At 51.0% G+C, this 24,018-nt stretch carries 23 protein-coding genes and 3 pseudogenes; 8 read left to right on the forward strand and 18 right to left on the reverse strand.

Annotation, left to right across the window (positions count from 1 at the left end):
- Positions 1 to 244: 244 nt before the first annotated feature.
- Together F4V61_RS09635 and gss are read right to left on the reverse strand one after the other, a co-directional pair.
- On the reverse strand, positions 245 to 1,309 hold the full coding sequence (locus F4V61_RS09635; RefSeq protein WP_000475248.1) for a methyl-accepting chemotaxis protein: 1,065 nt from the start codon (positions 1,307 to 1,309) through the stop codon (positions 245 to 247).
- A 668-nt stretch (positions 1,310 to 1,977) separates the two neighbouring features.
- A pseudogene (gss, locus tag F4V61_RS09640) lies at positions 1,978 to 3,837 on the reverse strand (bifunctional glutathionylspermidine amidase/synthase).
- A 227-nt stretch (positions 3,838 to 4,064) separates the two neighbouring features.
- On the opposite strand from gss, the gene yghU reads away from it, so the two are divergent.
- Positions 4,065 to 4,931, forward strand: a complete 867-nt coding sequence (gene yghU, locus F4V61_RS09645) for a glutathione-dependent disulfide-bond oxidoreductase (protein ID WP_058819738.1) — start codon at positions 4,065 to 4,067, stop codon at positions 4,929 to 4,931.
- Positions 4,932 to 5,028: 97 nt separating this feature from the next.
- Here the strand turns inward: yghU and F4V61_RS22375 are convergent.
- The 13 genes and pseudogenes from F4V61_RS22375 to F4V61_RS09715 all read right to left on the reverse strand — a co-directional run.
- A pseudogene (locus F4V61_RS22375) lies at positions 5,029 to 5,142 on the reverse strand (molybdenum ABC transporter substrate-binding protein); the annotation flags it as partial.
- Between the two features lie 19 nt (positions 5,143 to 5,161).
- The gene (hybG, locus tag F4V61_RS09655; RefSeq protein ID WP_000334891.1) at positions 5,162 to 5,410 is read right to left on the reverse strand and encodes a hydrogenase maturation factor HybG; all 249 of its coding nucleotides are present in this window, start codon (positions 5,408 to 5,410) and stop codon (positions 5,162 to 5,164) included.
- Positions 5,411 to 5,437: 27 nt separating this feature from the next.
- Positions 5,438 to 5,779: a hydrogenase maturation nickel metallochaperone HypA gene (gene hypA / locus F4V61_RS09660; RefSeq protein WP_000544947.1), complete on the reverse strand. Its 342-nt coding sequence runs from the start codon at positions 5,777 to 5,779 to the stop codon at positions 5,438 to 5,440.
- Entirely contained in the window at positions 5,772 to 6,260 is a 489-nt protein-coding gene (gene hybE, locus F4V61_RS09665) for a hydrogenase-2 assembly chaperone (RefSeq protein WP_038397626.1), read from the reverse strand. Before hybE ends, hypA begins: the two co-directional genes overlap by 8 nt.
- Entirely contained in the window at positions 6,253 to 6,747 is a 495-nt protein-coding gene (locus tag F4V61_RS09670) for a HyaD/HybD family hydrogenase maturation endopeptidase (RefSeq protein WP_001221962.1), read from the reverse strand. The genes hybE and F4V61_RS09670 overlap by 8 nt, the downstream gene beginning before the upstream one ends.
- Positions 6,747 to 8,450, reverse strand: coding sequence for a hydrogenase 2 large subunit (gene hybC / locus F4V61_RS09675; RefSeq protein ID WP_080160934.1), 1,704 nt, complete (start codon positions 8,448 to 8,450; stop codon positions 6,747 to 6,749). The genes F4V61_RS09670 and hybC overlap by 1 nt, the downstream gene beginning before the upstream one ends.
- Positions 8,447 to 9,625: a Ni/Fe-hydrogenase cytochrome b subunit gene (gene hybB, locus F4V61_RS09680; protein WP_000017678.1), complete on the reverse strand. Its 1,179-nt coding sequence runs from the start codon at positions 9,623 to 9,625 to the stop codon at positions 8,447 to 8,449. The genes hybC and hybB overlap by 4 nt, the downstream gene beginning before the upstream one ends.
- Positions 9,615 to 10,601, reverse strand: a complete 987-nt coding sequence (gene hybA, locus F4V61_RS09685; protein ID WP_001081721.1) for a hydrogenase 2 operon protein HybA — start codon at positions 10,599 to 10,601, stop codon at positions 9,615 to 9,617. The genes hybB and hybA overlap by 11 nt, the downstream gene beginning before the upstream one ends.
- 2 nt (positions 10,602 to 10,603) lie before the next feature.
- Complete coding sequence (gene hybO / locus F4V61_RS09690) at positions 10,604 to 11,722, reverse strand: hydrogenase 2 small subunit (protein WP_080160933.1); 1,119 nt, start codon at positions 11,720 to 11,722, stop codon at positions 10,604 to 10,606.
- 189 nt (positions 11,723 to 11,911) lie between these two features.
- A complete protein-coding gene (locus tag F4V61_RS09695) occupies positions 11,912 to 12,199 on the reverse strand; it encodes a DUF2623 family protein (RefSeq protein ID WP_001059142.1) in 288 nt (95 codons plus the stop codon).
- Positions 12,200 to 12,283: 84 nt separating this feature from the next.
- Positions 12,284 to 13,927: a methyl-accepting chemotaxis protein gene (locus F4V61_RS09700; protein WP_058345426.1), complete on the reverse strand. Its 1,644-nt coding sequence runs from the start codon at positions 13,925 to 13,927 to the stop codon at positions 12,284 to 12,286.
- 305 nt (positions 13,928 to 14,232) lie between these two features.
- A pseudogene (locus F4V61_RS09710) lies at positions 14,233 to 14,717 on the reverse strand (TIGR00645 family protein).
- 70 nt (positions 14,718 to 14,787) lie between these two features.
- On the reverse strand, positions 14,788 to 15,291 hold the full coding sequence (locus tag F4V61_RS09715) for an ESA_00282 family adhesion-associated protein (protein ID WP_038397624.1): 504 nt from the start codon (positions 15,289 to 15,291) through the stop codon (positions 14,788 to 14,790).
- A 102-nt stretch (positions 15,292 to 15,393) separates the two neighbouring features.
- Here F4V61_RS09715 and F4V61_RS09720 point away from each other — a divergent pair, with 102 nt between their 5' ends.
- From F4V61_RS09720 to F4V61_RS09730, 3 genes are all read left to right on the forward strand, one after another.
- A complete protein-coding gene (locus F4V61_RS09720) occupies positions 15,394 to 15,804 on the forward strand; it encodes a hypothetical protein (protein WP_038397623.1) in 411 nt (136 codons plus the stop codon).
- Positions 15,791 to 16,195 carry a hypothetical protein gene (locus F4V61_RS09725; RefSeq protein ID WP_000665649.1) on the forward strand — a complete coding sequence of 135 codons (405 nt, stop codon included), beginning with the start codon at positions 15,791 to 15,793 and terminating at the stop codon, positions 16,193 to 16,195. The genes F4V61_RS09720 and F4V61_RS09725 overlap by 14 nt, the downstream gene beginning before the upstream one ends.
- A 123-nt stretch (positions 16,196 to 16,318) precedes the next feature.
- Entirely contained in the window at positions 16,319 to 17,203 is an 885-nt protein-coding gene (locus F4V61_RS09730; RefSeq protein ID WP_080160932.1) for an SDR family oxidoreductase, read from the forward strand.
- 111 nt (positions 17,204 to 17,314) lie between these two features.
- Here F4V61_RS09730 and exbD read toward each other — a convergent pair whose 3' ends face one another.
- Positions 17,315 to 17,740 carry a TonB system transport protein ExbD gene (exbD, locus tag F4V61_RS09735; protein WP_001251475.1) on the reverse strand — a complete coding sequence of 142 codons (426 nt, stop codon included), beginning with the start codon at positions 17,738 to 17,740 and terminating at the stop codon, positions 17,315 to 17,317.
- Positions 17,741 to 17,746: 6 nt separating this feature from the next.
- Positions 17,747 to 18,481: a tol-pal system-associated acyl-CoA thioesterase gene (gene exbB / locus F4V61_RS09740; protein ID WP_000527854.1), complete on the reverse strand. Its 735-nt coding sequence runs from the start codon at positions 18,479 to 18,481 to the stop codon at positions 17,747 to 17,749.
- A 251-nt stretch (positions 18,482 to 18,732) separates the two neighbouring features.
- Here exbB and metC point away from each other — a divergent pair, with 251 nt between their 5' ends.
- Both metC and yghB read left to right on the forward strand, forming a co-directional pair.
- The gene (gene metC / locus F4V61_RS09745) at positions 18,733 to 19,920 is read left to right on the forward strand and encodes a cystathionine beta-lyase (RefSeq protein ID WP_000182634.1); all 1,188 of its coding nucleotides are present in this window, start codon (positions 18,733 to 18,735) and stop codon (positions 19,918 to 19,920) included.
- A 138-nt stretch (positions 19,921 to 20,058) separates the two neighbouring features.
- Positions 20,059 to 20,718 carry a DedA family general envelope maintenance protein YghB gene (gene yghB / locus F4V61_RS09750; RefSeq protein ID WP_000268443.1) on the forward strand — a complete coding sequence of 220 codons (660 nt, stop codon included), beginning with the start codon at positions 20,059 to 20,061 and terminating at the stop codon, positions 20,716 to 20,718.
- Positions 20,719 to 20,781: 63 nt separating this feature from the next.
- On the opposite strand, the gene F4V61_RS09755 is transcribed toward yghB, so the two are convergent.
- Positions 20,782 to 21,681, reverse strand: coding sequence for an AraC family transcriptional regulator (locus tag F4V61_RS09755; protein WP_136655643.1), 900 nt, complete (start codon positions 21,679 to 21,681; stop codon positions 20,782 to 20,784).
- Positions 21,682 to 21,873: 192 nt separating this feature from the next.
- Here F4V61_RS09755 and yqhD point away from each other — a divergent pair, with 192 nt between their 5' ends.
- Positions 21,874 to 23,037 carry an alcohol dehydrogenase gene (yqhD, locus tag F4V61_RS09760; protein WP_038397621.1) on the forward strand — a complete coding sequence of 388 codons (1,164 nt, stop codon included), beginning with the start codon at positions 21,874 to 21,876 and terminating at the stop codon, positions 23,035 to 23,037.
- A gap of 105 nt (positions 23,038 to 23,142) precedes the next feature.
- Positions 23,143 to 23,970: a 2,5-didehydrogluconate reductase DkgA gene (gene dkgA, locus F4V61_RS09765; RefSeq protein ID WP_038397620.1), complete on the forward strand. Its 828-nt coding sequence runs from the start codon at positions 23,143 to 23,145 to the stop codon at positions 23,968 to 23,970.
- Positions 23,971 to 24,018: the final 48 nt, after the last annotated feature.

Consider the following 24,018-nt stretch of genomic DNA (forward strand, 5'->3'; position numbering starts at 1 on the left):
AAACAGAGTCGCCGTGGATATCCAGCCCGGCGGCTTTTTTATTCTCACGCCAGGAAATAAATGGCGCAGCATGACCTGCCCACCGTGGCTGAAAGAGATGAGCGGCCGCAGCCAGACGTCGATTATTGACATAATATATGACGGCCCAATGGTGTAGGCGGTAAAAGGGAGGGTTGTTGGCTAAAGGCGTCATACCAGACAGGAGCGTGACCCGGCGTAAATGCCGGGTCCGGTGGGTCAGCGCTTAATGCGTTACGGGGGCCGTTTCTTTTAATAAATCGACAGCCAGCATTTCCAGTTGGTTAACAACCTCATTACTGGAACGCTCCATTCTGTCGAGTTCTTGCGACATCGCATTCATATCGCCTGCGGCAAAATAGTTCAGCGCAGAGTGACCAGCCGTATGCACCTCTTTATGCGGCGCTTCCAGGCTACGAAAACTGTAGTAATTGCTAAACTGCTGACCTTCAAAGCCGTAATACCATTTCCCCAGTCGACATTGATCGTGCATCGTTATTTGACTGTTTATGTCTTTATTTAAGAGTAATTTGTAGACTTCCATTTTCCAGATAACATGGTCAACTTTGACAATATTCAAAAACTGCACCGTAGAGATGTACTGCATGACCGATTTCATGCTCAACGATTTATCAATGACGATGCCAATAGACTCCACAATTTCATTTATGTTGGTCGTAATATTATCAATAACCGGTTGTTGATTATCAAGCACCTCACTCACCCTGGCCGTATTATCTTTGATTACAGACGTCAGCGTACTTACACTTTTCGAACTGTGTTTAACATCCTCGGATAAGTTTTTTACTTCTTTCGAAATAACGCTAAAACCACGTCCGGCATCCCCTACGCGCGCGGCCTCGATCGCGGAGTTAATCGCTATCAGGTTGGTCTGGTTAGCGATTTTCTGTATCTCTTTAATACAAGCGTTAATTTGCGTTAAAGAGGTATTTAAGTCGCCCATACGACAGCCAATATCTGATGAAGTAGTACCAATTTCAGTAATGAATTCCACGAGCGATTTTAATGAACTTCTGGCTTTATCATTCTGTTCGTTAAGTTCATTAATACGTTCTTTTTCAATATTTAACTGTTCACAGGACTTTATGATGGCATTGCGAATGATGTCGATCGTCGAGATCCCCATCAGAATTTTTTGGCACAGTATTCGCTCATAAGGCTGAGGGGTGTCCAGCGCGATGTCAGACGCATTAGCGCCAGATTCTGCTGGCGGCGGTATTTTTACAACATTATTATTCCAATGGCGCAAACCTAATACTTTTTTAAACATATACCATTCTCCTTATTATATGTGGACATCCTATTCTATGCCTGGATAAAGTATTATCAACTCATGCTAACATAATGAAAAATCGAAAGTCATCTGCCATAATCATATGTTCAATAGAATAAGACAAAACGTCCACTAAATTTAAATAATTACAGAATAAACTATTCAATAATGCTCTTAATAGCAATAATGTAAAGATTTTTATGTTACACAGAAATAGTGCTTACAAGGCTGTGGGCCATGTCATAATAATAATTAATTGCATTTAATTAGTTTTATCTGGATATCTGTCTGAAGATTGCAGTCAGGGTTAAACGCAATTTTTTTGGATAGAAAAATAACTTAACGTAAACTTTTTATATGTTCAATAATATTATCCGGACTTGTCGAAATATTGTGTTGTCCGTTTACCAGGAAAACTGGCATGATCTAAACACAAAGTGTGCTAACAACGTAACCGGTCGCAAAGAGCACCGATTAGACGAAAATCAGGAAATGTATACGTCAACGCAGATAGCGTCGCCGCCCACACCAGAAACGTTAAGAATAATTTATGATAATATTTCTCAGATGCTACAAACAAATAACAGGCAGACAACCGATTTTCGTTAAGCTCAACCGCCCAGGATATCGGCACCCATGCCGATATCCCGACGAGAAAGACCCCGTTACGTCTTGATGACGATTAGCGGTTCAATATCGCTCTCTTTTTTAATGACGAGTGATTCATCGCCACGCAGACACGTACCGCCGTAGTTACCGCCCACGGTAAAAGTACAGACCTGAATATACTTCCCGGCGACCTTAGGCAGGCACCATAACTGCTGATAGATATTTTTTTGCGTCGCAAATTTCCCACTGGTTTTATCCAGTAGCTCTTCCTGATGACTCACCAGATCGATATTACTACCGCAACGTCCGGCAATCGGTTTTACCGCGTAGCCAGTCTGCACCAGTTCATCGTTGACGGTAAAATCCGTGTCGAGCAAATAGCGATGATGCGGGAAGAGCGACCACAGGATGGGCAGGATCGCTTTGTTACCGGGGATCACCGTCCAGAGAGGTTCAAACACCAACACTTCCGGGCGCAGTAATACGTCAATCAGCCTGACTTCATTTTCCGGGTGTCCGGTACGAATAGGCACTGCGGCGTACTCCGTCTCGCTGACTTCGCGGATCTGCTCTATCGCTGTTTCCCACGCCCAGGTTTTCCAGACACAATTCACCAGCCGCCCGTCGCCGTCGATCAACTGACCGGCTTCATCCCAGCGCAGCTCGCCAAGCCCACGGAGGATTTTGCTATCGAAACCGGCCTGATGCAGCGCCTGCTGCATAAACTGCGCGTGATAGTCCTCCTCGATATCGTCATCCTGCATGATATGGACGAAAGGACGCGCTTTACTGTGTTTCCAGGCGCCCGCTAGCTCGTTAATTAACCCCTCCGCCGGGTTATGTCCTTTGTCGGTGGTATAGCCCTGCTCGGCCCATTTTTCGAGAATTAATCCCGCTTCGGTATGACATGATGCGGAATCGGCATTGTATTCATAGACTTTCAGCCCGCGTTCATCCATGCAGAAATCCATACGACCAGTGATCATATGGTGACGACGGCGCTGCCAGGAGAGACGCAGGCGCGGCCAAAGAATTTTGGGAATATCGAATAGCGCCAGCAGGTTATCATCTTTTAGAACTTTATCCGTGGCGTGCAGGTACATCAAATGCAACTCATTGGTCGCTTTGATAAGCTCCTGTTCAGCGTTCTCGGTGATCGTAAAATACTGGTGCGGGTCCTGATTAATAACGTGTCCGTTCGCCTGCACATAGGCTTTTTGTAACGGATCGCGCTCATCCAGCCACTGACCGTCAAACTGACCTTTCTCTGGCAGCCTTGCGCCGCGAATTGCCAGCGACTGATTAGCGATGTCAGGTTGCGACAAACTGTATTGCGTGTCATCGGTCTGGATCATCCAGCCTAAAATCGTCGTGTCGTCAAAGGTGTCGCGCAGGGTGTAACACCCGTTTTCGACTACCATTTCCAGTTCGCGAGTCCACTGCTGCCCTGGCGGCAATGGCGTGTGGATAACGTTTTGCTCAGCAATACGAATTTTGTTATCCAGGAGTTGGGTGATAATCGCGACGTGACCGGTTTCGTTAAACTCGCCGCCCTTTTGCCAGATAAGCAGCGCCCCGGCCTCCGGCGCGCGCGGCGAACCATTCGGGAAGGCCTGCAATGGCAAAATATTGTCATTCACGACCTAGCGCAGAAAACGCAGCGAGAAGATTTCCCAGGCCATGCCGACGTCAGTAAAAACAACGCCATAATTCAGAAAGAGAAAACGGCGGGCAAATTCTACGCACTGCCATTTATGCCCCATATATTCATCGTCAATGTAGCTACGAAAAGCGGCATCGTCGTCGTCCCGCAGCTCGAGGGAGCTGTAATCTGAAGAGTAGATCGCTACGCCGCCGGGGGCGTAGCCCAATAATGTCCCAAAGGGGGCATCCTGACTGGTGGTTCCTTTGCTCATGCACCTTACCTCAAAACAATACCGCCTGAGCAGCCTGGCGTGATTTCGCTCTGATTGTCTGCTCTGTGACACTAACCGGACAGAGGTCGACATAATCATACACCTCAATAAGGTACGCTGAGGCCAGAAGGTTAAGATTTCACTCGCCGGAATGTCCCAATCGGTTAAATACCAGGTTAGCGAACTGCTACACTGCTTCAACACCCCCACTTTGAAGGCAGGTCAACATGGCAGACAATACTTATCAACCCGCAAAAGTCTGGACGTGGGATAAATCCGGCGGCGGCGCGTTCGCTAACATTAATCGCCCGATTTCCGGCCCGACGCACGACAAAACGCTGCCCGTCGGCAAACACCCGTTACAGCTCTATTCGCTGGGAACGCCTAACGGCCAAAAAGTGACCATTATGCTGGAAGAGCTCCTGGCGCTGGGCGTGACCGGCGCCGAATATGACGCCTGGTTGATTCGCATCGGCGAGGGAGATCAGTTCTCCAGCGGCTTTGTTGACATCAATCCGAACTCAAAAATCCCGGCGCTGCGCGATAACTCACATAATCCGCCGATTCGGGTTTTTGAGTCGGGCGCGATTCTTGTTTATCTGGCGGATAAGTTTGGCTATTTCCTGCCGCAGGATCTACCTAAGCGCACAGAAACCCTTAACTGGTTGTTCTGGCTACAGGGCGCGGCGCCGTTCCTCGGCGGCGGTTTCGGTCATTTCTATCATTATGCGCCGGTAAAAATTGAGTACGCCATTAATCGCTTCACCATGGAAGCCAAGCGTCTGCTGGACGTTCTGGATAAGCAACTGGCGAATAATCAATACGTTGCAGGCGATGAGTACACGATTGCCGATATGGCGATCTGGCCGTGGTTTGGCAACGTGGTGCTGGGGAATGTCTATGACGCAGCGGAATTTCTGGATGCCGGAAGTTATCAAAACGTGCAACGCTGGGCGAAACAGGTAGCCGAGCGTCCAGCGGTAAAGCGGGGGCGTATTGTCAACCGAACCAACGGACCGTTGAACGAACAACTTCACGAACGCCACGGCGCCAGCGACTTTGATACAAATACTGAAGACAAACGTCAGAGCTAACCCATGATGCCGGATAAGATTTTAATGTTGACATCCGGCATTGTATTGCCTGATGGCGCTTCGCTTATCAGGCTTACGAGTTTGTGTTATTCAGCGTTTAACTAAACCCATGTTGCACGAGAATCAGCCTCGCCCGTGATAACAGCAGAAAATCGGCAAGCCGATTTTCTGCTACCGAACAGACAAAGCCATATTCAGCCACGGGATTATAATAGAGGTGATTAAGAGGGTTACGCGCTGGTGATGTCATACTCCATGCGGCGCAGCGCATCTAAGGTAGCTTTCGCTTCGTCTTCGTCAATAATGCTCATCGCAAAACCAACGTGTACCAGTACCCATTGCCCCACCAGCTCGGCTGGCTTACCTTCACAAATCAGAGCAATATTAACATCACGTTTGATGCCACACACTTCCACCTGCGCAAGCTGGTGAATATCATCACCGACGGCCAGCACCTGACCGGGGACGCCAATACACATAATTAACCACCTGGAATAAAATGCGGGTTATTCGACCTCAATACTTTTTACTTTCAACGAATCGCCGGTATCCACCCGCAGGCGATCGCCATGGCAATGCGGACACTGCGCGTCATGCCTGAGAACTTCCACCACCTGACTGCAATCCCAGCACCAGGCCTGGGCCGGTCTGTAGTCGATGTGCAATTCGCACCCTTGCGCTAAAGTCCCCTGGCAGGCGATGTCAAAGCTGAAACGAACCGCGCGCTCTTCAACGCACGAAAGCGCGCCTATCTCCAGCCATACGCCAGTAACGCGCGCCACGCCGTGCTGTTCCGCCTGCTGTTGGATAATTTCAACGGCGCTTTGGCAAAGGGACAGTTCATGCATTCGCACCGCTCCGACGGCCAAACAGCAACGCACGCCGACTTGTCTGCGGCGCATCAGGATTGCTTACCGGCAGGGACAACAGCATTCGCGCGCAGTCATCCGCCAGCCGAACGCCCTCTTCCGGCGACAGACTACGGGAAAGCGGCGACATCAACGAGCAGGCGAGATATTGCGAAATGCCTTCCAGTTCGCCAACGGTAAAGGTCATCGTGCCATAAGGCAGTTGCAGACCGAGTTTTTCACCGATGGTACGCACCGGCCAGATCTGGTCCGGGCCAGGGAAGATTAACGCGCTCAACATCCACGGCGTAATTACCGCGCCCGTCCATTGCCCTTCAAACAACGTAAAATCAGAGACATGCACCGGCATATTCGGATGCAGAAACGAAAGATCGTGCATCGAACGATGGGCTATCTCTTCAAACGCCGCCTGAACCCGGGCGACGGGCGCCGTGTCGAATCCCGAAAACGCTTCAGACATGCGCCGTCTCCTTAGGAATTGCTTCCACGCCGGATTCACGCAGCGCGGCAAGAACCTGCTCAAGCGCAGGTTCAATCATCGCTTCTACGGTTGGCGTTAAGCCGATGTGCGGTTCCAGCGACTGTGGAATAACGCCGACCAGGGTCAGTTTCTTCGGAAACTCGCCGGTAAAGCGGAGGGCCGACAAGACGTCGGCCAGTCCAAGCTGATGGGGGGAAATTTTGTTGGTGAACAGCGCCGGAACTTCATCGTCGCGCAGTACCATAATGGTTCCCGGCGCGTTCTTTTTCGACACGATGGCGTCAGCGATGATCAAATGATCCCGACTCGCCATATCGCCAAGAAGTTCCATTCCCGCCGTACCGCCATCCAGAATCTCAACGAAATCCGGCAGGGTGTATCGTTGCTCTAACGCTTCAACAATACGCACCCCGATGGCTTCATCGGTCAGCAAAATATTGCCGACCCCTAAGACTAATATCCGCATTACAAAACCTTCACCGAGACGACTTCGTTTCCATCGGCATCCACAACGTGCACCGCACACGCCATACAAGGGTCAAAGGAGTGAATCGTGCGCACCACTTCCAGCGGCTTAGCCGGATCGGCGATCGGCGTACCGACCAGCGACTGCTCATATGGCCCCACGTCATCGTTGAAGTTACGCGGGCCGGAGTTCCAGGTTGATGGCACCACCGCCTGATAGTTGCTAATAATACCGTCTTTAATTACCATCCAGTGAGACAGCATACCACGCGGCGCTTCCAGGAAGCCCACGCCTTTGAACTCGCCCGTTGCCGGAATGTTCGGCTTCACGAACGTGGTGTAGTCGCCTTTGCCGATATTCACAATCAGCGCATTGTATTGATTCTGCAATACGTTTTGCAGTTCACAACAGTGAACGGTACGCCCGATGATACGGCCCAGCGTAGAGTGAAGCTGCGCCATTTCCAGCGTTTTGCCAGTCAGCTTCTGATAAAGCGCAATGATTTCATTCAGCTTAGTCTGTGTGGATTCACGACCGGCAGCCAGTTTACATAGCATGTTCGCCAGCGGCCCAACTTCCACGGTTTTACCGTAAAAGGTCGGTGATTTGACCCATGAGTATTTACCGTCATCCGACCAACCGTCGTAAGCCGGAATGGTGGTGCCTTCCCACGGCGCCTGCGGCGCTTCATCTTTATACCAGGCGTGCTTCGCGCTCTCCTGAATACCTTTAATCAGGAACTCATCGGAGTGAGAGGTGATCGGACGGTATGTCGACAGATCGGCATTAGTAATGTAACCGCCAGGGAACAGGAAGCTACCGTTTTTACCGTCGGTCGGGAATTCCGGCGCGCTCAGGTAGTTCACCGCGCCTTTGCCGCGTTCCAGCCACTCCGGGTAGTAGGCCGCGATCACCGCAGTATCCACTTTATACACCTGCTCGACAAAATCGCTCAGCTTATCGATAAACGATTTGATGTACATCAAGCGTTCAAGGTTCAGCGTACCGATGCTGTCGAGATTGATCGGGTTCGCCACCCCACCAACCGCCAGGTTCTGGATGTGCGGCGATTTACCGCCCAGCAACGCCACCACGCGGTTGGCGTCACGCTGACATTCCAGCGCCTGCAGGTAGTGGGCGACCGCAATCAGGTTGACCTCCGGCGGTAACTGCATTGCCGGGTGTCCCCAATAGCCATTAGCGAAAATACCCAACTGGCCGCTGGCGACAAGATCCTTGATCTTGTTCTGAACTTTCGTGAATTCCTGCGCGCTGTTCAGATGCCAACTCGACACGCCATCCAACATTGCAGAGGCTTTTGCCGGATCGGCTTTCAATGCAGAAGTAATATCTACCCAATCCAGCGCAGAGAGCTGGTAGAAATGGACAATGTGGTCATGGGTGGTATGCGCCGCCAGAATAATGTTACGGATATACTGCGCGTTAACGGGAACATCAATATTCAGCGCGCTTTCCGCCGCACGAACAGAGGAGATCGCATGAGTCGTCGTACAAACGCCGCAAATACGCTGCACAATCATCCATGCATCGCGCGGATCGCGGTTCTTCACGATCTCTTCCATACCGCGCCACATGGTGCCGGATGCCCATGCTTTAGATACGACGCCGTTCTCAATTTCGCAGTCAATGCGTAAATGCCCCTCAATACGGGTTACCGGATCAATAGTAATTCTCTGGCTCATGCTTTGCTCGCCTCATGACGATTATGATCGTTTTGTTTTAAAGGAGGAAGTATCGGCAGTAGACGAATGAGTACGATGTATGCACAAATCTCAATAGCCACAAAACCAATAGAAATCAATAACTCTTCCCATGTCGGGAAGTAGTGGTAGCCGCCGCCGGGGTTGAATGCCACCAGCGAATAGGTCAAACGCCACGTCGCGCAGCCCAACAGCGCGCTCAGCGCCGACAGATACAGCATACGAGAGTCATTACGCAGTTTCGCCACGCGCAGCACCACTAACGGGAAGACCATCAGGACGACTTCAATCCAGAACATGGCGGAATAAAAATCGCCGGCAAACGCATAGGACAGCTTGTCGCGATAGATCAGTTCGCCAAATCGCAGGACCACGAAAATCGCCAGCAGCACGCTGATGGTATTCGTCAGCTTAACAAACAGATTTTTCTCGTCAGGACCGTTTCCTTTCAGGCCCGCCTGAACCAGCGAACCCTCAAATATAACAATGGAAAAGCCCATGATAAACGCGGTCAGAACCGAGAACAGCGGCAGCATTTCATAGCTTTGCCATAGCGGATGCACTTTATAGCCCGCCGAGATCATCAATGACCCCATTGAGGATTGGTGCATCGTCGGCAGCAGCGCGCCCAGCGCGATAATAAAGAACATCACTTTATTCAGACGCTTGAGCGACACTTTCCAGCCCAGTCGTTCAAACAGGGCCGGCGCAAACTCCAGCGCCATCACGCCGATGTAGATGGTCATACAGACCGCCGTTTCAAACAGTACCGAGTTCACGTTGAAGTGCCCCGGAATGTAGAAATACGGCAGGTTCCAGTAACGACCGACATCAATAGTGATCGACAGGCCGCCCAGCGAATACCCAAACAGGCTTGCCAGCAACGCCGGACGCACTAGCGGGTGGTATTGCCCACGGTTAAAGACATACACCGCCCATGCCAGCGCCCAACCGCCGCAGGCAAAGCCGGTGCCGATCAACAGGTCAAAGGCAATCCAGACGCCCCACGGGAAACCGCCGTTCAGGTCGGAAACGGAACCCAAACCGAAGACCAGACGCTTCACGATAAGGAGCATACACAGGACGATTAACGGTCCAAAAATAATGACCGGTTTACTGATGATTTTTCCGCCCAGCGGTTTTGGATCATGACTCATGATCGTCTCCTCCATCGTGATGGTCGTTTTTGCTATTACGACGAACCAGCACGGTTAAGCCCGCCAGCGCAGCCAGGGGTAGTATCATGCCTTTATAAAGCGTGTGTTGAACATGCTCGGAGCGCGCTCCGGTTGAAAGGTCATCCAGCTTCGGCAGATCCAGATCTTCATAAGGAACGCCTGTCAGCACCAGCACCTGTGTACCGCCGCCCTCTTTTTCACCGTAGAGATGCGGGTAGTATTTAGGCACCGTATGCAGATAAGTGTCGTCCGTTTTCAACGTCTGGCGCGGATAGTGGTATTCACTGCCTGGTTTGAGGGCCAGACGTTTTTTCGCTTCCGCCATCAGCTCTTCACGAGTACCGAAAATGACGGCCCCTGCCGGACAAACTTCCACACACCCTGGCAAACCGCCTTTATCCAGACGCTCAACACCTTTCTGGTTACACAACTCACACTTGTGAAGCGCGCCAAACGGGTTGTTGTAGTCGTACTTAGGTACGTTGTACGGACAGGCGACCATACAGTAACGGCAGCCGGTACAAACATCTTTGTCATAGTGGACGATGCCGGTTTTCGGATCTTTTTTCAGCGCCGACACCGGACAAACGGAAACACAGTTAGGATCGACACAATGCATACACTGTTTCTTAATGTAGGCATAGCCGTTCTCTTCCTGATCTTTGTTCACGCCCGTGCCGCTGCGCCATACCTGAATAATGTTATTGGTATACGGCGACAGCTTGTCGTTGTTTGACCAGGTCTGCTCCCCTTCCGGGTTACGCGCCGGGAAGTTGATATCCTGACACTTTGTGACGCAGGCCTGACAGCCCACGCACAGAGTGGAGTCATACAGCATTCCCAGCGAACCTGGAATCGGCGGACGGTTTTCTGCAGCCGCATGGCTGACGGACGGCGCGGCGCCCAACAGCAATGCTCCACCGGAGGCTGCTTTAATAAAGTCACGTCTGTTCACGGTTATTCTCCCCGTGAGTCAGCGTTATCTTTCTTTTGCTGACGCCCCAGTTCACGTACCGCCATCACACTAACGCCGGCAACCAGGCCTACCACGCCGCCAAGCAGACCGACGGCGCCCGCAGAAATATTGCCGCCTTCTTTCATATTGACGTCAGGCTTCTCTGAACGCGGAGTTTGGTTTTCGACATGAGCAAGCTGGTGAATGCCCTTATGGAATCCTATGCCTTCTTCGTTACAGCCATAGCAAGGATGACCGATCGCCACCGGCCAGACGCCGCCGACATCGCAAAACTGTAACGTAGAGCAGTTGCCCCAGGTTTCCGGCCCTTTACAGCCAAGATGGTAGAGACACCACCCCTGACGGTGGCCTTCGTCGCCAAATTCTTTGGCAAAACGGCCGGCGTCGAAGTGTGGACGACGTTCGCAATGCTCATGGATCAGACGGCCATAGACAAAGGTTGGGCGATTTTTCGCATCCAGCTTCGGCGGCGTGCCGTAAGTAATGATATGCGCGACGGTCGCCAGGAAGTTATGCGGGTTTGGCGGGCAACCTGGAATATTGATAACCGTTTTGCCCGGTAAGACTTCCTGCAGGCTGACAGCGCCGGTTGGGTTTACGCCAGCCGCAGCAACGCCGCCCCATGCCGAGCAGGAACCGATAGCGATAATCGCGGCTGCGCCGTCAGCGGCTTTGCGGATGTGATCCACGATCGGCTCGCCGGCAACCATGCAGTAGATACCGTTATCTTTTAATGGGATAGAACCATCCACCACCAGAACATATTGCCCTTTATACTTTTCCAGAGCGTTATGTTTGTTTTCTTCGACCTGGTGGCCGAACGCGGCGGAAAGTACCTCGTGGTATTCCAGAGAGATGGTCTCCAGAACGAGATTTTCGACGGTTGGGTGTGTAGCACGAAGCAGTGATTCGGTACAGCCGGTACACTCCTGAGCGCCAATCCAGATAACGGGCGGACGCTGTGGATTGGATACCGACTCTGCCATTTCTGCGGCGGCTTTGCTACTGAGCCCCATAGTAGCGGCCAGTGCTGCACAAAGCTTCATGAAATCACGACGGTTAATGCCGTGAGAAGTGATGAGAGTATTATCTCCAGTCATTTTATAGTTATTCCGTTACGAAGACCTGGCTTTTATTTTGCACTGTTCGCGAAGAAGTTATTGCGATCGGTGCGCCATTTACCACACTTTTTTTATGGTTATGTGCGCCATAATACTTCGACGGAACAGTAAAACGAAGGGAAGAGGCGATAGTGTAATTAATTAAAGCAAGATAATACCCCTGTTGGATCAACCTTCGAGTCGATAACCTGCCATGAAGAAGCGAACCGCCATCCCGGACTGGCTCTCTTTAAAAAAATCCATCACCATTTCTTTATCCAGACCATAGCGACGCGTCAGAATTCCGGCCTCCCACGCGCTAAGTTGGCGATCGCCGGTCTTTTCGAACATACGGTGCGTAAAACCTAATACAAAGCCACGTTTATAATCAGAACAGAAATTCACCGCATTATGCGCGCTATATGCATATGGCGCATTCAACCCGGCCATTAACCCTTTTCCAAAATGATTATTCATCTGACCTCCTCAGTCGCTATACAATAAATTATATAGCGACTAATTAAATGAAGGCCAGAGCATTACGCGCTTTTTTGCATCACATCAGAAAGCAACCCATTCATCAGTAGTCTGCGCGGGAACCGACGCCGTTCTCTGAACGCCAGGCGCCGCTTTCGCCGTTGCGCGCTGTTGCGGCTCATTAGCGGAAAGCTGGAACTGCTGTACGGAGCGTTGCAAATCCTCCGTCTGCCGCTCCAGCGCCGCCGCCGCCGCGGAAACCTGCTCGACCAGCGCGGCGTTTTGTTGCGTAACGCTATCCATTTGCGTGATCGCCACGCCAACCTGAGAGATTCCTTTACTCTGCTCTTCGGAGGCGGACGCGATCTGTTTCATAATCGTCGTCACTTCCGTGACGCCGCGCAGAATGGCGTCCATCGTCGCCCCAGTTTCTTTGACCAGTTGCGCGCCCTGCTCTACGCGGCGTACCGATTCGCCAATTAAGGCTTCAATTTCTTTCGCCGCCCCCGCGCTGCGGCTGGCCAGGTTACGTACCTCACCGGCGACCACCGCGAAGCCGCGTCCCTGCTCGCCCGCTCTGGCCGCTTCTACCGCTGCGTTCAATGCCAGAATATTGGTCTGGAAAGCAATGCTATTAATTACCGTAGTAATTTCGGCGATTTGCTGCGAACTGGTGGAAATACCGTCCATCGTTTTCACCACATCGGAAACCAGCTCACCGCCTTTTCCTGCCGTTACCGAGGCGGCATCCGCAAGCTTACTGGCCTGGCGGGCGTGATCGGCATTCAGTTTCACCGTTGCCGTAAGCTGCTCCATGCTGGCAGCAGTCTCCTCCAGCGCGGCGGCCTGTTCTTCCGTTCGGGAAGAGAGATCGTTATTGCCGGTAGAAATTTCCGTCGCGCCGCGCCAGATATTGTCGCTTCCGGCGCGAATCGTACTCACGGCTTCCCGTAAACTGTCCTGCATTGCGCGCAGTAGCGGCACCAACCGACCTACGCAGTTACGCCCCAACGTTTCAATCGGCTGGCTAAGATCGCCTTGCGCGATGCGCTGAAATTGCTGACGGATGCGCTCCAGCGGCTTCACCATCATGGTAACCAGATAGCGATCGGTGAAAATTAGGATGGCAATGCCCAGAATCACCGCCGTGATAAGCAGGATGCGGATAGTATAGGTTTTGCCATCGACCATCATGCGGGTGCGATCCAGCATTACGCCAGCTTCATGATTAAACCGTTCCGCGCTGGCGCCAAACGCGCGGCTGAGATCTGGTGTAACCGTACTGGCATGTTCGCTCCATGCGGTCAGCGATCCGTGCTGCGCCAGTTGCATTTGAGGGATCACGCCTTTCTCCAGCAAAGCCTGCCAGTTGGACAACACCGCTATTGAGATATCAGGGTTCATCGTTCCTGGCGACAACGTTTTCATCTCCTCCAGCTTTTTACGCATGTTATCGAGCGACTGTTGAGCAGGCGCAAAATCGGGCGTACCGCCGCCGATTTTTACATCCATCGCGCGGCTAAGGCGGGTGACAAAGCGGAAATATTGATCGTTACCCTGGCTTAACACAGTCATTTGCCGCACAAGATGTCGGTCAATATAATTTCCTTCGGAAACTTCGGATAATGCATGGACGCTGTATAAACCAACCCCCGACCAGAGTAGACAAAAAAGCCCCAGTATCGTCAGCATGACCATACGAATAGTAAAGTTTTGCAGCAAACGCATATGAATTTCCTTGCTGAATATAAGAGATTAGTCATCAGACGATGACGTACTCTCGTTATCGGCAAGGCGCGGAGAATATATAATGCATTCTCCATTTTTTTACGATGATCGCCGTTTACGCGCTTACAAATGTTATATACCTGTGAACACAGAGAAAATCTGTCAGTATTATTATTTAGCAAATGACTGGATGTAGAAGAAATATTGCGTAAGGCAGAAGCAAGGTAGTTATCCGTCGTTAAAGACGCGGCGTTTACAGCCAGGCTCATCATCCTTTACCCGACTGGTTCACCGTTGACGACGGCTCAATGGTTATGCCGCGTCAACCTGTCGAGATAGCCCATCACGAACGCCGACAGGACAAAGGTCAGATGGATGATGACGTACCACATTAATTTGTTATCCGGGACGTTTTTCGCATCCATAAATACGCGTAACAGGTGAATAGAAGAGATGGCGACTATCGATGCCGCCACCTATTTTTTAGCGACGTCGCATCCATTTTCCCCAGCCTTCTCCTTGCCCGCAGAGATATCCAACTGAGAGACAAAATTTTCATACCCAGAGAACATGACCATCACCAGCAACCCGCCGACCAGCGTCATATCAACCAAGGATAACAACACCAGGATCAGATCGGCCTCCGCAAGGGCAAAGACGTTCGGCAGAACGTGTAAAATTTCCTGGAAGAACTTTATAGCTAAAGCGAAGCGCCAAAGAGAGGCCAAAATACACCGGCGCGAGCAGCCAGCGAGACGCATACATTACGTTTTTCAAGGAAGCGTTCCATAGAGACCTGCCAGATAACTAAAACCAGCAACGGTATATGCCGACCACGCAACATCAGATCAACATGTCAGTTAAATCTCATCCGGTTTAATCTGTGGGCGCTGATATTCAGGCCATACCAGCGCCACCAGCGCCGGGTAGGCTTCAAGGCTCAGCTCACGGAAACACTGACGTAAATTAAGGACATCCAAATCCGAATACGGTACCTTTTCACCGTTCAGGCAACGCTTCTTAATATTGTCGTAATACTTATAGACGGCAGAGTTAAGGTCGCTGCAACGGCGTTGAGCGTCAAATAATCCAGGCGTTTCATTCAACTCAGTCATTGTCATTCGCTTTATCGTTGCATGAAGGAAATCGATATATTCATGGTTAACACGCCAGTACCACACCGGCGTTATCGAATTCATTAATACTGAAAAATGATCTTCACCCTCTTCCTTTGTCATGAGCTCAGTTTGATTTAAATTTACTATGTCCCCACCAGGACGTTTTTTATTAACCTCCCACATCAGGAAGAGTATCGCGCCAGTAAGTAATAGCAATATAATTACAGAATAAAAAATACTGTTCATAGCAGGCTCCATTTTTTTGATTTTAAAATTACACCATGCTATTGTCAACGAAACCTACACTATTAAAAATAGTATACCACTGATCGTAAAGGATATTTAGTCATGCTTCCTGAGCATCTGGTTTCCTCTCATTTTCGCCTGTCATCGCCGCCCCCTGAAGCCACAGAAAACAGTAAAAATTTGACTCAGGGAAAGATAAAACTCAGCGATTATAAGCCTGATATTTTAATTAGCGCTAACACTGCCGGGCAACCCAGAAACGTATTATTTGAAGAACGTGACCGTCATATTAGAGAACGTCTGTATTGTGTGGCTAAAATTGAAACGTTTGCCCGCCTTATAAACGCACTACAGGAAGAAGGCGATATTGATGCCCAAACGCTAAGTAAAATACTGGCGGATAAAACCGCAATGATAAATGAAAAAGGCAATGCCATTTGGCTTAATTTAATCACTCGCGAGAGCAACACGCCGCTATTTTATTCACTGGAAGATAAAGATGAAAGAGGTTGAAGACAATAACGTTTATTTGGCTTTAGATAACCATAAAAGTGATGAATTTATCTTAAAGCAAAATATTGCAGCGCTAATCGCCAGTAAAAATGCCACGCTGGAAAAGGTAACGCAGGAGGTGGTCTCCATACCAGCGGCGTTAGTGCGCCTGAAGTGGCAAAACCGACGGGAGATTTATGCGTTACAGGTCAAAGAGGAAATTTATGGCGCGACCATCAATGCTATTATCGAGCAGCATCCTGAATTACGAGAAAAAATTATGTCTCGTCTTGAAAGCAATTGGCAACATTTGCTGGCTCGCGAGACGGCAACCTTACGCCTGACGCGCAAGCTTTCCGATGGCGATTACCAGACGCGCAGCGTCGCTACCGTCGCACGGCAAGAAAAATAGCCTTCATGGCTGGTTAACTCTGTTGTGAATACGGGCGAAGCATAAGGATCGTTCTGATTCTCCCTCTTACGGTAGCAAAAGTGTCTACGCTTAAAGGGTGTTCAACCTGAAGGGAGAAGCTCAATGTCTCATCTATACGACCCTACCACGCAGTATTACACCGGTGAATATCCTAAGCAAAAACAGCCGGCGCCCGGCGTGCAGGCGAAAATGACGCCTGTTCCTGACTGCGGCGAAAAAAGTTATGTCGGCAGTGGTCGCCTTAAAGATCGTAAGGCACTGGTGACAGGGGGCGACTCAGGGATTGGGCGCGCTGCCGCCATCGCTTACGCGCGTGAAGGCGCGGATGTCGCGATCAACTATCTGCCAGCGGAAGAAGAGGATGCGCAGCAAGTTAAAGCGCTGATTGAGGAGTGCGGTCGTAAAGCGGTATTACTGCCAGGCGATCTCAGCGACGAATCTTTCGCCCGTTCGCTGGTATACAAGGCGCGTGAAACGCTTGGGGGGCTGGACATTCTGGCGCTGGTAGCCGGTAAACAGACGGCAATCCCGGAGATAAAAGATCTGACCAGCGAGCAATTTCAGCAAACATTCGCCGTTAACGTTTTTGCCCTATTCTGGATAACCCAGGAAGCAATTCCGCTGCTGCCGGAAGGTGCCAGCATTATCACTACATCGTCTATCCAGGCATATCAGCCCAGTCCACACCTGCTGGACTATGCGGCAACCAAAGCGGCGATCCTCAATTACAGTCGCGGCTTGGCGAAGCAGGTGGCGGAAAAAGGAATTCGCGTGAATATTGTCGCGCCAGGTCCTATCTGGACAGCGTTGCAAATTTCCGGCGGTCAAACGCAGGATAAAATTCCACAGTTTGGTCAGCAAACGCCAATGAAGCGAGCCGGTCAACCGGCAGAGCTGGCGCCAGTGTATGTCTATCTGGCAAGTCAGGAATCAAGTTACGTTACCGCAGAAGTCCACGGCGTGTGCGGCGGGGAACATTTAGGTTAACGGATTCGGTAGATTAAGATGGCGCAATTCTGTTAAGCAAAGCGCCATCTTAGGCAATAAAAAGCCGGATGGCGGTTGCGCCTTACCCGGCCTACAGCGTCAGCAGAATACTTATTTCGCTTTCACGGTCTCTTCACCGACCAGACCAATCTTGAGATAACCCGCCTGATGCAGCATATCCATTACTTTCATCAGGGTTTCATAATCTACGGTTTTATCAGCGCGGAAGAAAATCGTGGTATCTTTTTTTCCTTCCGTCAGGGCCGTTAGCTCGGCAATCATCGTGTCATCCGTCACCGGATCGTTACCGATAAACATGGTGTTATCCGCTTTCACCGACAGATAAACCGGTTTTTCCGGGCGCGGCTGCGGCGTACTGGTAGAAGCGGGCAGATTCACTTTGACGTCCACCGTCGCCAGCGGCGCAGCTACCATAAAGATAATCAGCAGAACCAACATGACATCGATAAACGGCGTCACGTTGATTTCATGCATTTCACCGTTGTCGTCCAGATTCTCGTTAAGACGCATTGCCATGACGCATTATCCTACCCGTAATTTCTGCGCGGCGCGTACCGGCTGCGCGGAGGCGCTCGCATTCAGATCGAGATCGCGGCTTTGTAGCAGCAGTACCTGCGCCGCCACATCACCCAGCGTCGCTTTGTAACTCCCTATCTGACGCGCAAAGATGTTGTAAATGACGACGGCCGGGATCGCGGCCACCAGCCCAATCGCCGTCGCCAGGAGCGCTTCCGCAATACCAGGCGCGACCACCGCCAGATTGGTGGTCTGCGTTTGCGCAATACCGATGAAGCTATTCATAATGCCCCATACGGTGCCAAACAACCCGACAAACGGGGAAATAGCGCCAATCGTCGCCAGATAACCGTTGCCTCGTCCCATGTAGCGACCAACCGCCGCGACGCGACGTTCCAGACGGAAACCAGTACGTTCTTTAATCCCTTCGTTATCTTCGCTGCCCTGAGAGAGTTCCAGTTCATTCTGCGCTTCATTGATGAGCTGCGCGCTGAGGCTTTTTGCGCTGAAACCTGCTGCGATGTCGGCAGCCTGATCTAAGGAACGCGCATCAACTAATTGCTGTTGCTCATGCTTTAAGCGGCGCTTCTGAGAGAAAAATTCAACGCTTTTACTGAAAAAGATAGCCCAGGTGACGACCGACGCCAGGATCAGACCAATCATCACGCACTTCACGACAATATCGGCGTGCTGATACATACCCCAGACGGAAAGATCCGTCTGCATCAAATTATTACCCACTCTGAATCTCCAGGACGCAAATCACAAAATCTGAGCATAATAATATCAAAACAACGTCGAATTGATAGTCGTTCTCATTACTATTTACATATTGCCGCACCTTTGATGCTTTTTCTTTGCGCTTAAGCATTAAAAAAGTCACCTGTTTTTATTTTGGCAAAATTTTCATCTGTATCACTCGTCGCCAAGGTGCATATTGTCATATTCATGCTAGTTTAGACATCCAGACGGATAAAATCAGGAAGCTCAATATGACGAATAAACAGTTGGATACAAAACTGGTAAACGCAGGACGCAGCAAAAAATACACGCTTGGCTCAGTGAATAGTGTGATTCAACGCGCTTCTTCACTGGTATTTGACACCATCGAGGCCAAAAAACATGCCACCCGCAATCGCGCCAACGGCGAATTATTCTACGGACGTCGGGGAACGCTAACCCACTTTTCGCTCCAGGAAGCCATGTGCGAGCTGGAAGGCGGTGCCGGATGCGCGCTCTTCCCGTGCGGCGCAGCGGCGATCGCCAACACCATCCTGGCATTCGTTGAACAGGGCGACCACGTCCTGATGACCAACACGGCTTATGAACCCAGCCAGAATTTTTGCAGCAAAATTCTCGGCAAGCTGGGGGTGACGACAAGCTGGTTCGATCCGCTCATCGGCGCTGATATTATTCAACATATTCAGCCGAATACGAAAGTCGTATTTCTGGAATCTCCCGGCTCTATTACCATGGAAGTACATGATATACCGACTATTGTCAGCGCAGTCAGACGCGTCGCGCCAAAAGCCGTCATCATGATTGATAATACCTGGGCGGCAGGCATTCTGTTTAAAGCGCTTGAGTTCGGTATCGATATCTCTATCCAGGCGGGCACGAAGTATCTGATTGGTCATTCTGATGCGATGGTCGGTACGGCCGTCGCAAATGCGCGCTGCTGGGAACAATTGCGGGAAAGCGCCTATCTGATGGGGCAAATGCTCGACGCCGACACGGCTTACATGACCAGCCGCGGCCTTCGCACGCTTGGCGTCCGGTTGCGCCAGCACCATGAAAGCAGCCTAAAAATCGCCGCATGGCTGACAAATCATCCTCAGGTCGCGCGCGTTAACCATCCGGCCCTGCCGGGCAGCCAGGGTCATGCGATCTGGAAACGAGACTTTACAGGCAGCAGCGGTCTGTTCTCCTTCGTACTCAATAAAAAGCTGACCGATGCGGAATTATCGGCCTACCTGGATAACTTTTCGCTGTTCAGTATGGCCTACTCTTGGGGAGGGTTCGAGTCGCTGATTCTCGCCAATCAGCCGGAACAGATCGCCGCAATTCGCCCGGCAGGCGGCGTAGATTTTACCGGTACGCTGATTCGGGTGCATATTGGTTTAGAGAATGTTGATGATTTAATCGCTGATTTAGCCGCCGGATTCGCCAGAATTGTGTAAAGTTGCCGCAGATAGACATATATGCAGACAATTTCCGTGGAAAAGTCTGCATTTGTAGCGTCCGGGATCAGGCATTCCGGGCGATTCAGGAGTACAATAGGCACATAAAAGCGTAAACGCTGTTCCACAGGAAAGTTCATGGCTGTCATTCAAGATATTATCGCTGCGCTCTGGCAACATGATTTTGCCGCGCTGGCGAATCCACACGTTGTTAGCGTCGTTTACTTTGTCATGTTCGCCACGCTATTTTTAGAAAACGGTCTGTTGCCAGCGTCATTTTTACCCGGCGATAGCCTGCTATTGCTGGCAGGCGCCTTGATCGCCCAGGACGTGATGCATTTTTTGCCAACGATTGGCATTCTTACCGCCGCGGCCAGCCTCGGCTGCTGGCTAAGTTATATCCAGGGACGCTGGCTCGGTAATACGCGCACCGTCAAAGGCTGGCTGGCGCAGCTTCCTGCAAAATATCATCAGCGCGCCACCTGCATGTTTGACCGTCACGGTTTGTTAGCGTTGCTTGTCGGACGCTTTCTGGCATTTGTACGTACTCTGTTGCCAACAATGGCGGGCATTTCCGGTCTTTCCAACCGCCGGTTTCAGTTTTTTAACTGGTTAAGCGGCCTGCTGTGGGTGACCGTTGTGACCAGTTTCGGCTACGCGCTCAGTATGATTCCGTTTGTTAAGCGTCATGAACATCAGGTAATGACATTTTTAATGATCCTTCCCGTCGCGCTGCTGGTTGCCGGGTTGTTAGGTACGCTGGTCGTGTTGATTAAAAAGAAATACTGTAATGCCTGACTTATCCATGATCGGCCAGAATGGCCCGGTTGCGCTTCGCTGATCTGTGCCGGGATAACCAACTTAGTTCCCTTGTATTATCCGCATTCTTGCCGCATCTTCGCCCGGCGTAACGCCAAAATAACGTTTAAACTCCCGGCTAAATTGCGATGCGCTCTCATAGCCGACCCGCATCGCCGCGGCGCTGGCCTTCATACCGTCGTGAATTATCAACATCCTTGCCTTATGCAGCCGGTAGCTTTTTAAATACTGCAACGGCGAGGTACTGGTAACCGCCTTAAAATTATGGTGAAACGCCGACACGCTCATGTTCGCTTCTGCCGCCAGTTGCTCAACATTCAGGTTCTCGGTGTATTTCATTTCGATCTGTTTAAGTACGCGACTGATCAGGCTCAAGTGAGTCTGGCGGCTAACCAGCGCAAGCAGCGCCCCGCCGCGCGGCCCCATCAGCACATGATAAAGGATTTCGCGAATAATCTGTTTTCCCAGGATCCGCGCATCCAGCGGGCGTTCTATTACATCCATCAACCTTTCTACTGCGCATAAAATCTCGTCCGACAGCGTGGCGGAGTTAATTCCGCTGGCTGTCATCGGAAGCTGGAAGCGCTCATCTTCGCCAATGTCCATAAGCAGCTTTTGCAGTTGCAGCACATCAATGTCGAGCCGGATTCCGGCCAGCGGTATCTCCGGCGTCGCGTAGGTCTCGCATTCAAAAGGGAGCGGCACGGTCAGTAAGAGATATTCATTAGCGTCGTAACGAAACTCGCGCTCATTAATATAGCCAATTTTATGACCAGAAAAGAGAAATATGATGCCAGGCTGATACATAACCGGCGTGCGCGGCCCCGGTTCAGCACCATATAATAGACGAATGCCCGGTAGCCGTTCGCTGATTATTTTATCATTATTTTTCAAATGATTAATTTTATTCGCTAACTGTAAGCAAATTGCTTCACGATTCATAGCACGCCATTTTTTTATCAAATTCACTCCGCCGGATTGTGCGCATTTTTAGCGATTTTCTCCAGTATTCTGGAGAAATAGGCAAAACATTGGCAGAAATGTGCATTGAGAGACATACATCACAAGACCACAATGATGACCATCAGGCGGACAGCCGCCTGCCCTCTTTTTACCCACACAAGGGAGTGAGCAATGAACAATTTTAAATTACATACCCCTACCCGCATTCTGTTTGGTAAAGGCGCTATCGTCGATCTCCGCGATCAGATCCCGCAGGACGCCCGCGTGCTGATTACCTATGGAGGCGGTAGCGTGAAAAAAACCGGTGTACTGGCGCAAGTTCAGGAAGCATTACAAGGGCTTGACGTTCGGGAGTTTGGCGGTATCGAACCGAACCCGTCATATGAAACGCTAATGAAGGCTGTTCAGCTTGTACGCGACGAAAAGATTACGTTCCTGCTGGCCGTTGGCGGTGGTTCCGTACTGGACGGCACCAAATTTATCGCCGCAGCGGCGCAGTATGCGGACGGCGTCGATCCATGGCACATTCTGGAAACTGGCGGTACTAAGATTCGTAGCGCGATCCCGATGGGGTCCGTGCTAACCCTGCCGGCAACTGGTTCAGAATCGAACGCTGGCGCAGTCATTTCCCGTAAGACCACTGGCGACAAACAGGCTTTTCACTCTTCGTTCGTCCAACCGGTGTTCGCCGTACTCGACCCGGTCTACACTTATACATTACCGCCGCGCCAGGTTGCGAACGGCGTCGTGGATGCTTTCGTCCATACCGTTGAGCAGTACGTCACTTACCCGGTTCACGGAAAAATTCAGGATCGCTTCGCCGAAGGCATTTTACTCACACTGATCGAAGAAGGTCCCAAAGCGCTGCAAGAGCCTGAAAACTATGACGTCCGCGCTAACGTGATGTGGGCCGCCACCCAGGCGCTGAATGGCCTGATTGGCGCAGGCGTTCCGCAGGACTGGGCGACACATATGCTCGGTCATGAGCTTACCGCGATGCACGGTCTCGATCATGCCCAGACCCTGGCTATCATTCTGCCTGCGCTATGGAACGAAAAACGCGACGTTAAACGCGCAAAACTCCTGCAATACGCTGAACGTGTATGGAATATCACCGACGGTTCCGACGACGAGCGTATTGATGCCGCCATTGCCGCCACTCGCCATTTCTTCGAACAAATGGGCGTGCCTACCCGCCTGTCCGATTACGGTCTGGATGGCAGTTCTATTCCGGCGCTACTGGCCAAACTTGAGGCGCATGGATGCAAAAATTTAGGTGAAAATCAGGACATTACGCTGGATGTCAGTCGTCGGATTTACGAAGCGGCACGCTAAGCTTTTTTTGCCTCTGACTTTCGTTTTTGGCCATTTCGTCCAGACTTAAGTCACTTAGTCTCGCCGGGACCGACTCCGGCGAGCCAATTAAAAGAGGAACGCATCATGGCTAATCCAACCATTATCAGGCTACAGGATGGCAACATAATGCCACAACTTGGGCTGGGAGTCTGGAAAGCAAGTAATGAAGAGGTGATCACCGCGATTCATAAAGCGCTGGAGGTGGGCTATCGATCAATTGATACCGCCACAGCGTATCAGAATGAAGAAGGCGTCGGCAAAGCCCTAAAAGAAGCGGACGTGGCGCGGGAAGAGCTGTTTATCACCACCAAGTTGTGGAATGACGATCAAAAACGTTCCCGCGAAGCCCTGCAGGAGAGTCTGAAAAAACTTCAGCTTGATTATCTCGATCTCTATCTGATGCACTGGCCAGTACCGGCTATCGATCACTATGTGGAAGCCTGGAAGGGCATGATCGCGCTGCAAAAAGAGGGGCTGGTAAAGAGTATCGGGGTCTGTAACTTTCAGATCCATCACCTCCAGCGTCTGATTGATGAAACCGGCGTTACCCCCGTCATAAACCAGATCGAATTACACCCATTGATGCAGCAGCGCCAGCTACATGCGTGGAATGCGACGCATAAAATCCAGACTGAGTCCTGGAGCCCGCTGGCGCAGGGCGGCGAAGGCGTATTCGATCAGAAAGTGATTCGCGAGCTGGCGGATAAATACGGCAAAACGCCCGCCCAGATCGTTATTCGCTGGCATCTGGACTGCGGGCTGGTCGTCATCCCGAAATCCGTCACCCCTTCCCGTATCGCGGAAAACTTTGCTGTCTGGGATTTCCGTCTCGATAAAGATGAATTAGGCGAGATCGCAAAACTGGATCAAGGAAAACGCCTCGGTCCCGATCCGGAGCAGTTCGGCGGTTAAGCCGGATTTATCGCGTGTCATGCCCGACGATTTCGTCGGGCTTTTTTG

The sequence above is a fragment of the Salmonella enterica subsp. arizonae genome (assembly GCF_008692845.1).
Taxonomy (GTDB): domain Bacteria; phylum Pseudomonadota; class Gammaproteobacteria; order Enterobacterales; family Enterobacteriaceae; genus Salmonella; species Salmonella arizonae.

Coding starts and splice junctions, on each gene's coding strand:
- hypA (WP_000544947.1), bottom strand. CDS start 5,779: ATGCATGAACTGTCCCTTTGCCAAAGCGCCGTTGAAATTATCCAACAG.
- dkgA (WP_038397620.1), top strand. CDS start 23,143: ATGGCTAATCCAACCATTATCAGGCTACAGGATGGCAACATAATGCCA.
- F4V61_RS09730 (WP_080160932.1), top strand. CDS start 16,319: ATGTCTCATCTATACGACCCTACCACGCAGTATTACACCGGTGAATAT.
- F4V61_RS09725 (WP_000665649.1), top strand. CDS start 15,791: ATGAAAGAGGTTGAAGACAATAACGTTTATTTGGCTTTAGATAACCAT.
- hybB (WP_000017678.1), bottom strand. CDS start 9,625: ATGAGTCATGATCCAAAACCGCTGGGCGGAAAAATCATCAGTAAACCG.
- F4V61_RS09700 (WP_058345426.1), bottom strand. CDS start 13,927: ATGCGTTTGCTGCAAAACTTTACTATTCGTATGGTCATGCTGACGATA.
- hybG (WP_000334891.1), bottom strand. CDS start 5,410: ATGTGTATTGGCGTCCCCGGTCAGGTGCTGGCCGTCGGTGATGATATT.
- F4V61_RS09635 (WP_000475248.1), bottom strand. CDS start 1,309: ATGTTTAAAAAAGTATTAGGTTTGCGCCATTGGAATAATAATGTTGTA.
- F4V61_RS09695 (WP_001059142.1), bottom strand. CDS start 12,199: ATGAATAATCATTTTGGAAAAGGGTTAATGGCCGGGTTGAATGCGCCA.
- metC (WP_000182634.1), top strand. CDS start 18,733: ATGACGAATAAACAGTTGGATACAAAACTGGTAAACGCAGGACGCAGC.
- F4V61_RS09715 (WP_038397624.1), bottom strand. CDS start 15,291: ATGAACAGTATTTTTTATTCTGTAATTATATTGCTATTACTTACTGGC.
- F4V61_RS09720 (WP_038397623.1), top strand. CDS start 15,394: ATGCTTCCTGAGCATCTGGTTTCCTCTCATTTTCGCCTGTCATCGCCG.
- F4V61_RS09755 (WP_136655643.1), bottom strand. CDS start 21,681: ATGAATCGTGAAGCAATTTGCTTACAGTTAGCGAATAAAATTAATCAT.
- hybC (WP_080160934.1), bottom strand. CDS start 8,450: ATGAGCCAGAGAATTACTATTGATCCGGTAACCCGTATTGAGGGGCAT.
- exbD (WP_001251475.1), bottom strand. CDS start 17,740: ATGGCAATGCGTCTTAACGAGAATCTGGACGACAACGGTGAAATGCAT.
- yqhD (WP_038397621.1), top strand. CDS start 21,874: ATGAACAATTTTAAATTACATACCCCTACCCGCATTCTGTTTGGTAAA.
- hybE (WP_038397626.1), bottom strand. CDS start 6,260: ATGTCTGAAGCGTTTTCGGGATTCGACACGGCGCCCGTCGCCCGGGTT.
- F4V61_RS09670 (WP_001221962.1), bottom strand. CDS start 6,747: ATGCGGATATTAGTCTTAGGGGTCGGCAATATTTTGCTGACCGATGAA.
- hybO (WP_080160933.1), bottom strand. CDS start 11,722: ATGACTGGAGATAATACTCTCATCACTTCTCACGGCATTAACCGTCGT.
- yghB (WP_000268443.1), top strand. CDS start 20,059: ATGGCTGTCATTCAAGATATTATCGCTGCGCTCTGGCAACATGATTTT.
- yghU (WP_058819738.1), top strand. CDS start 4,065: ATGGCAGACAATACTTATCAACCCGCAAAAGTCTGGACGTGGGATAAA.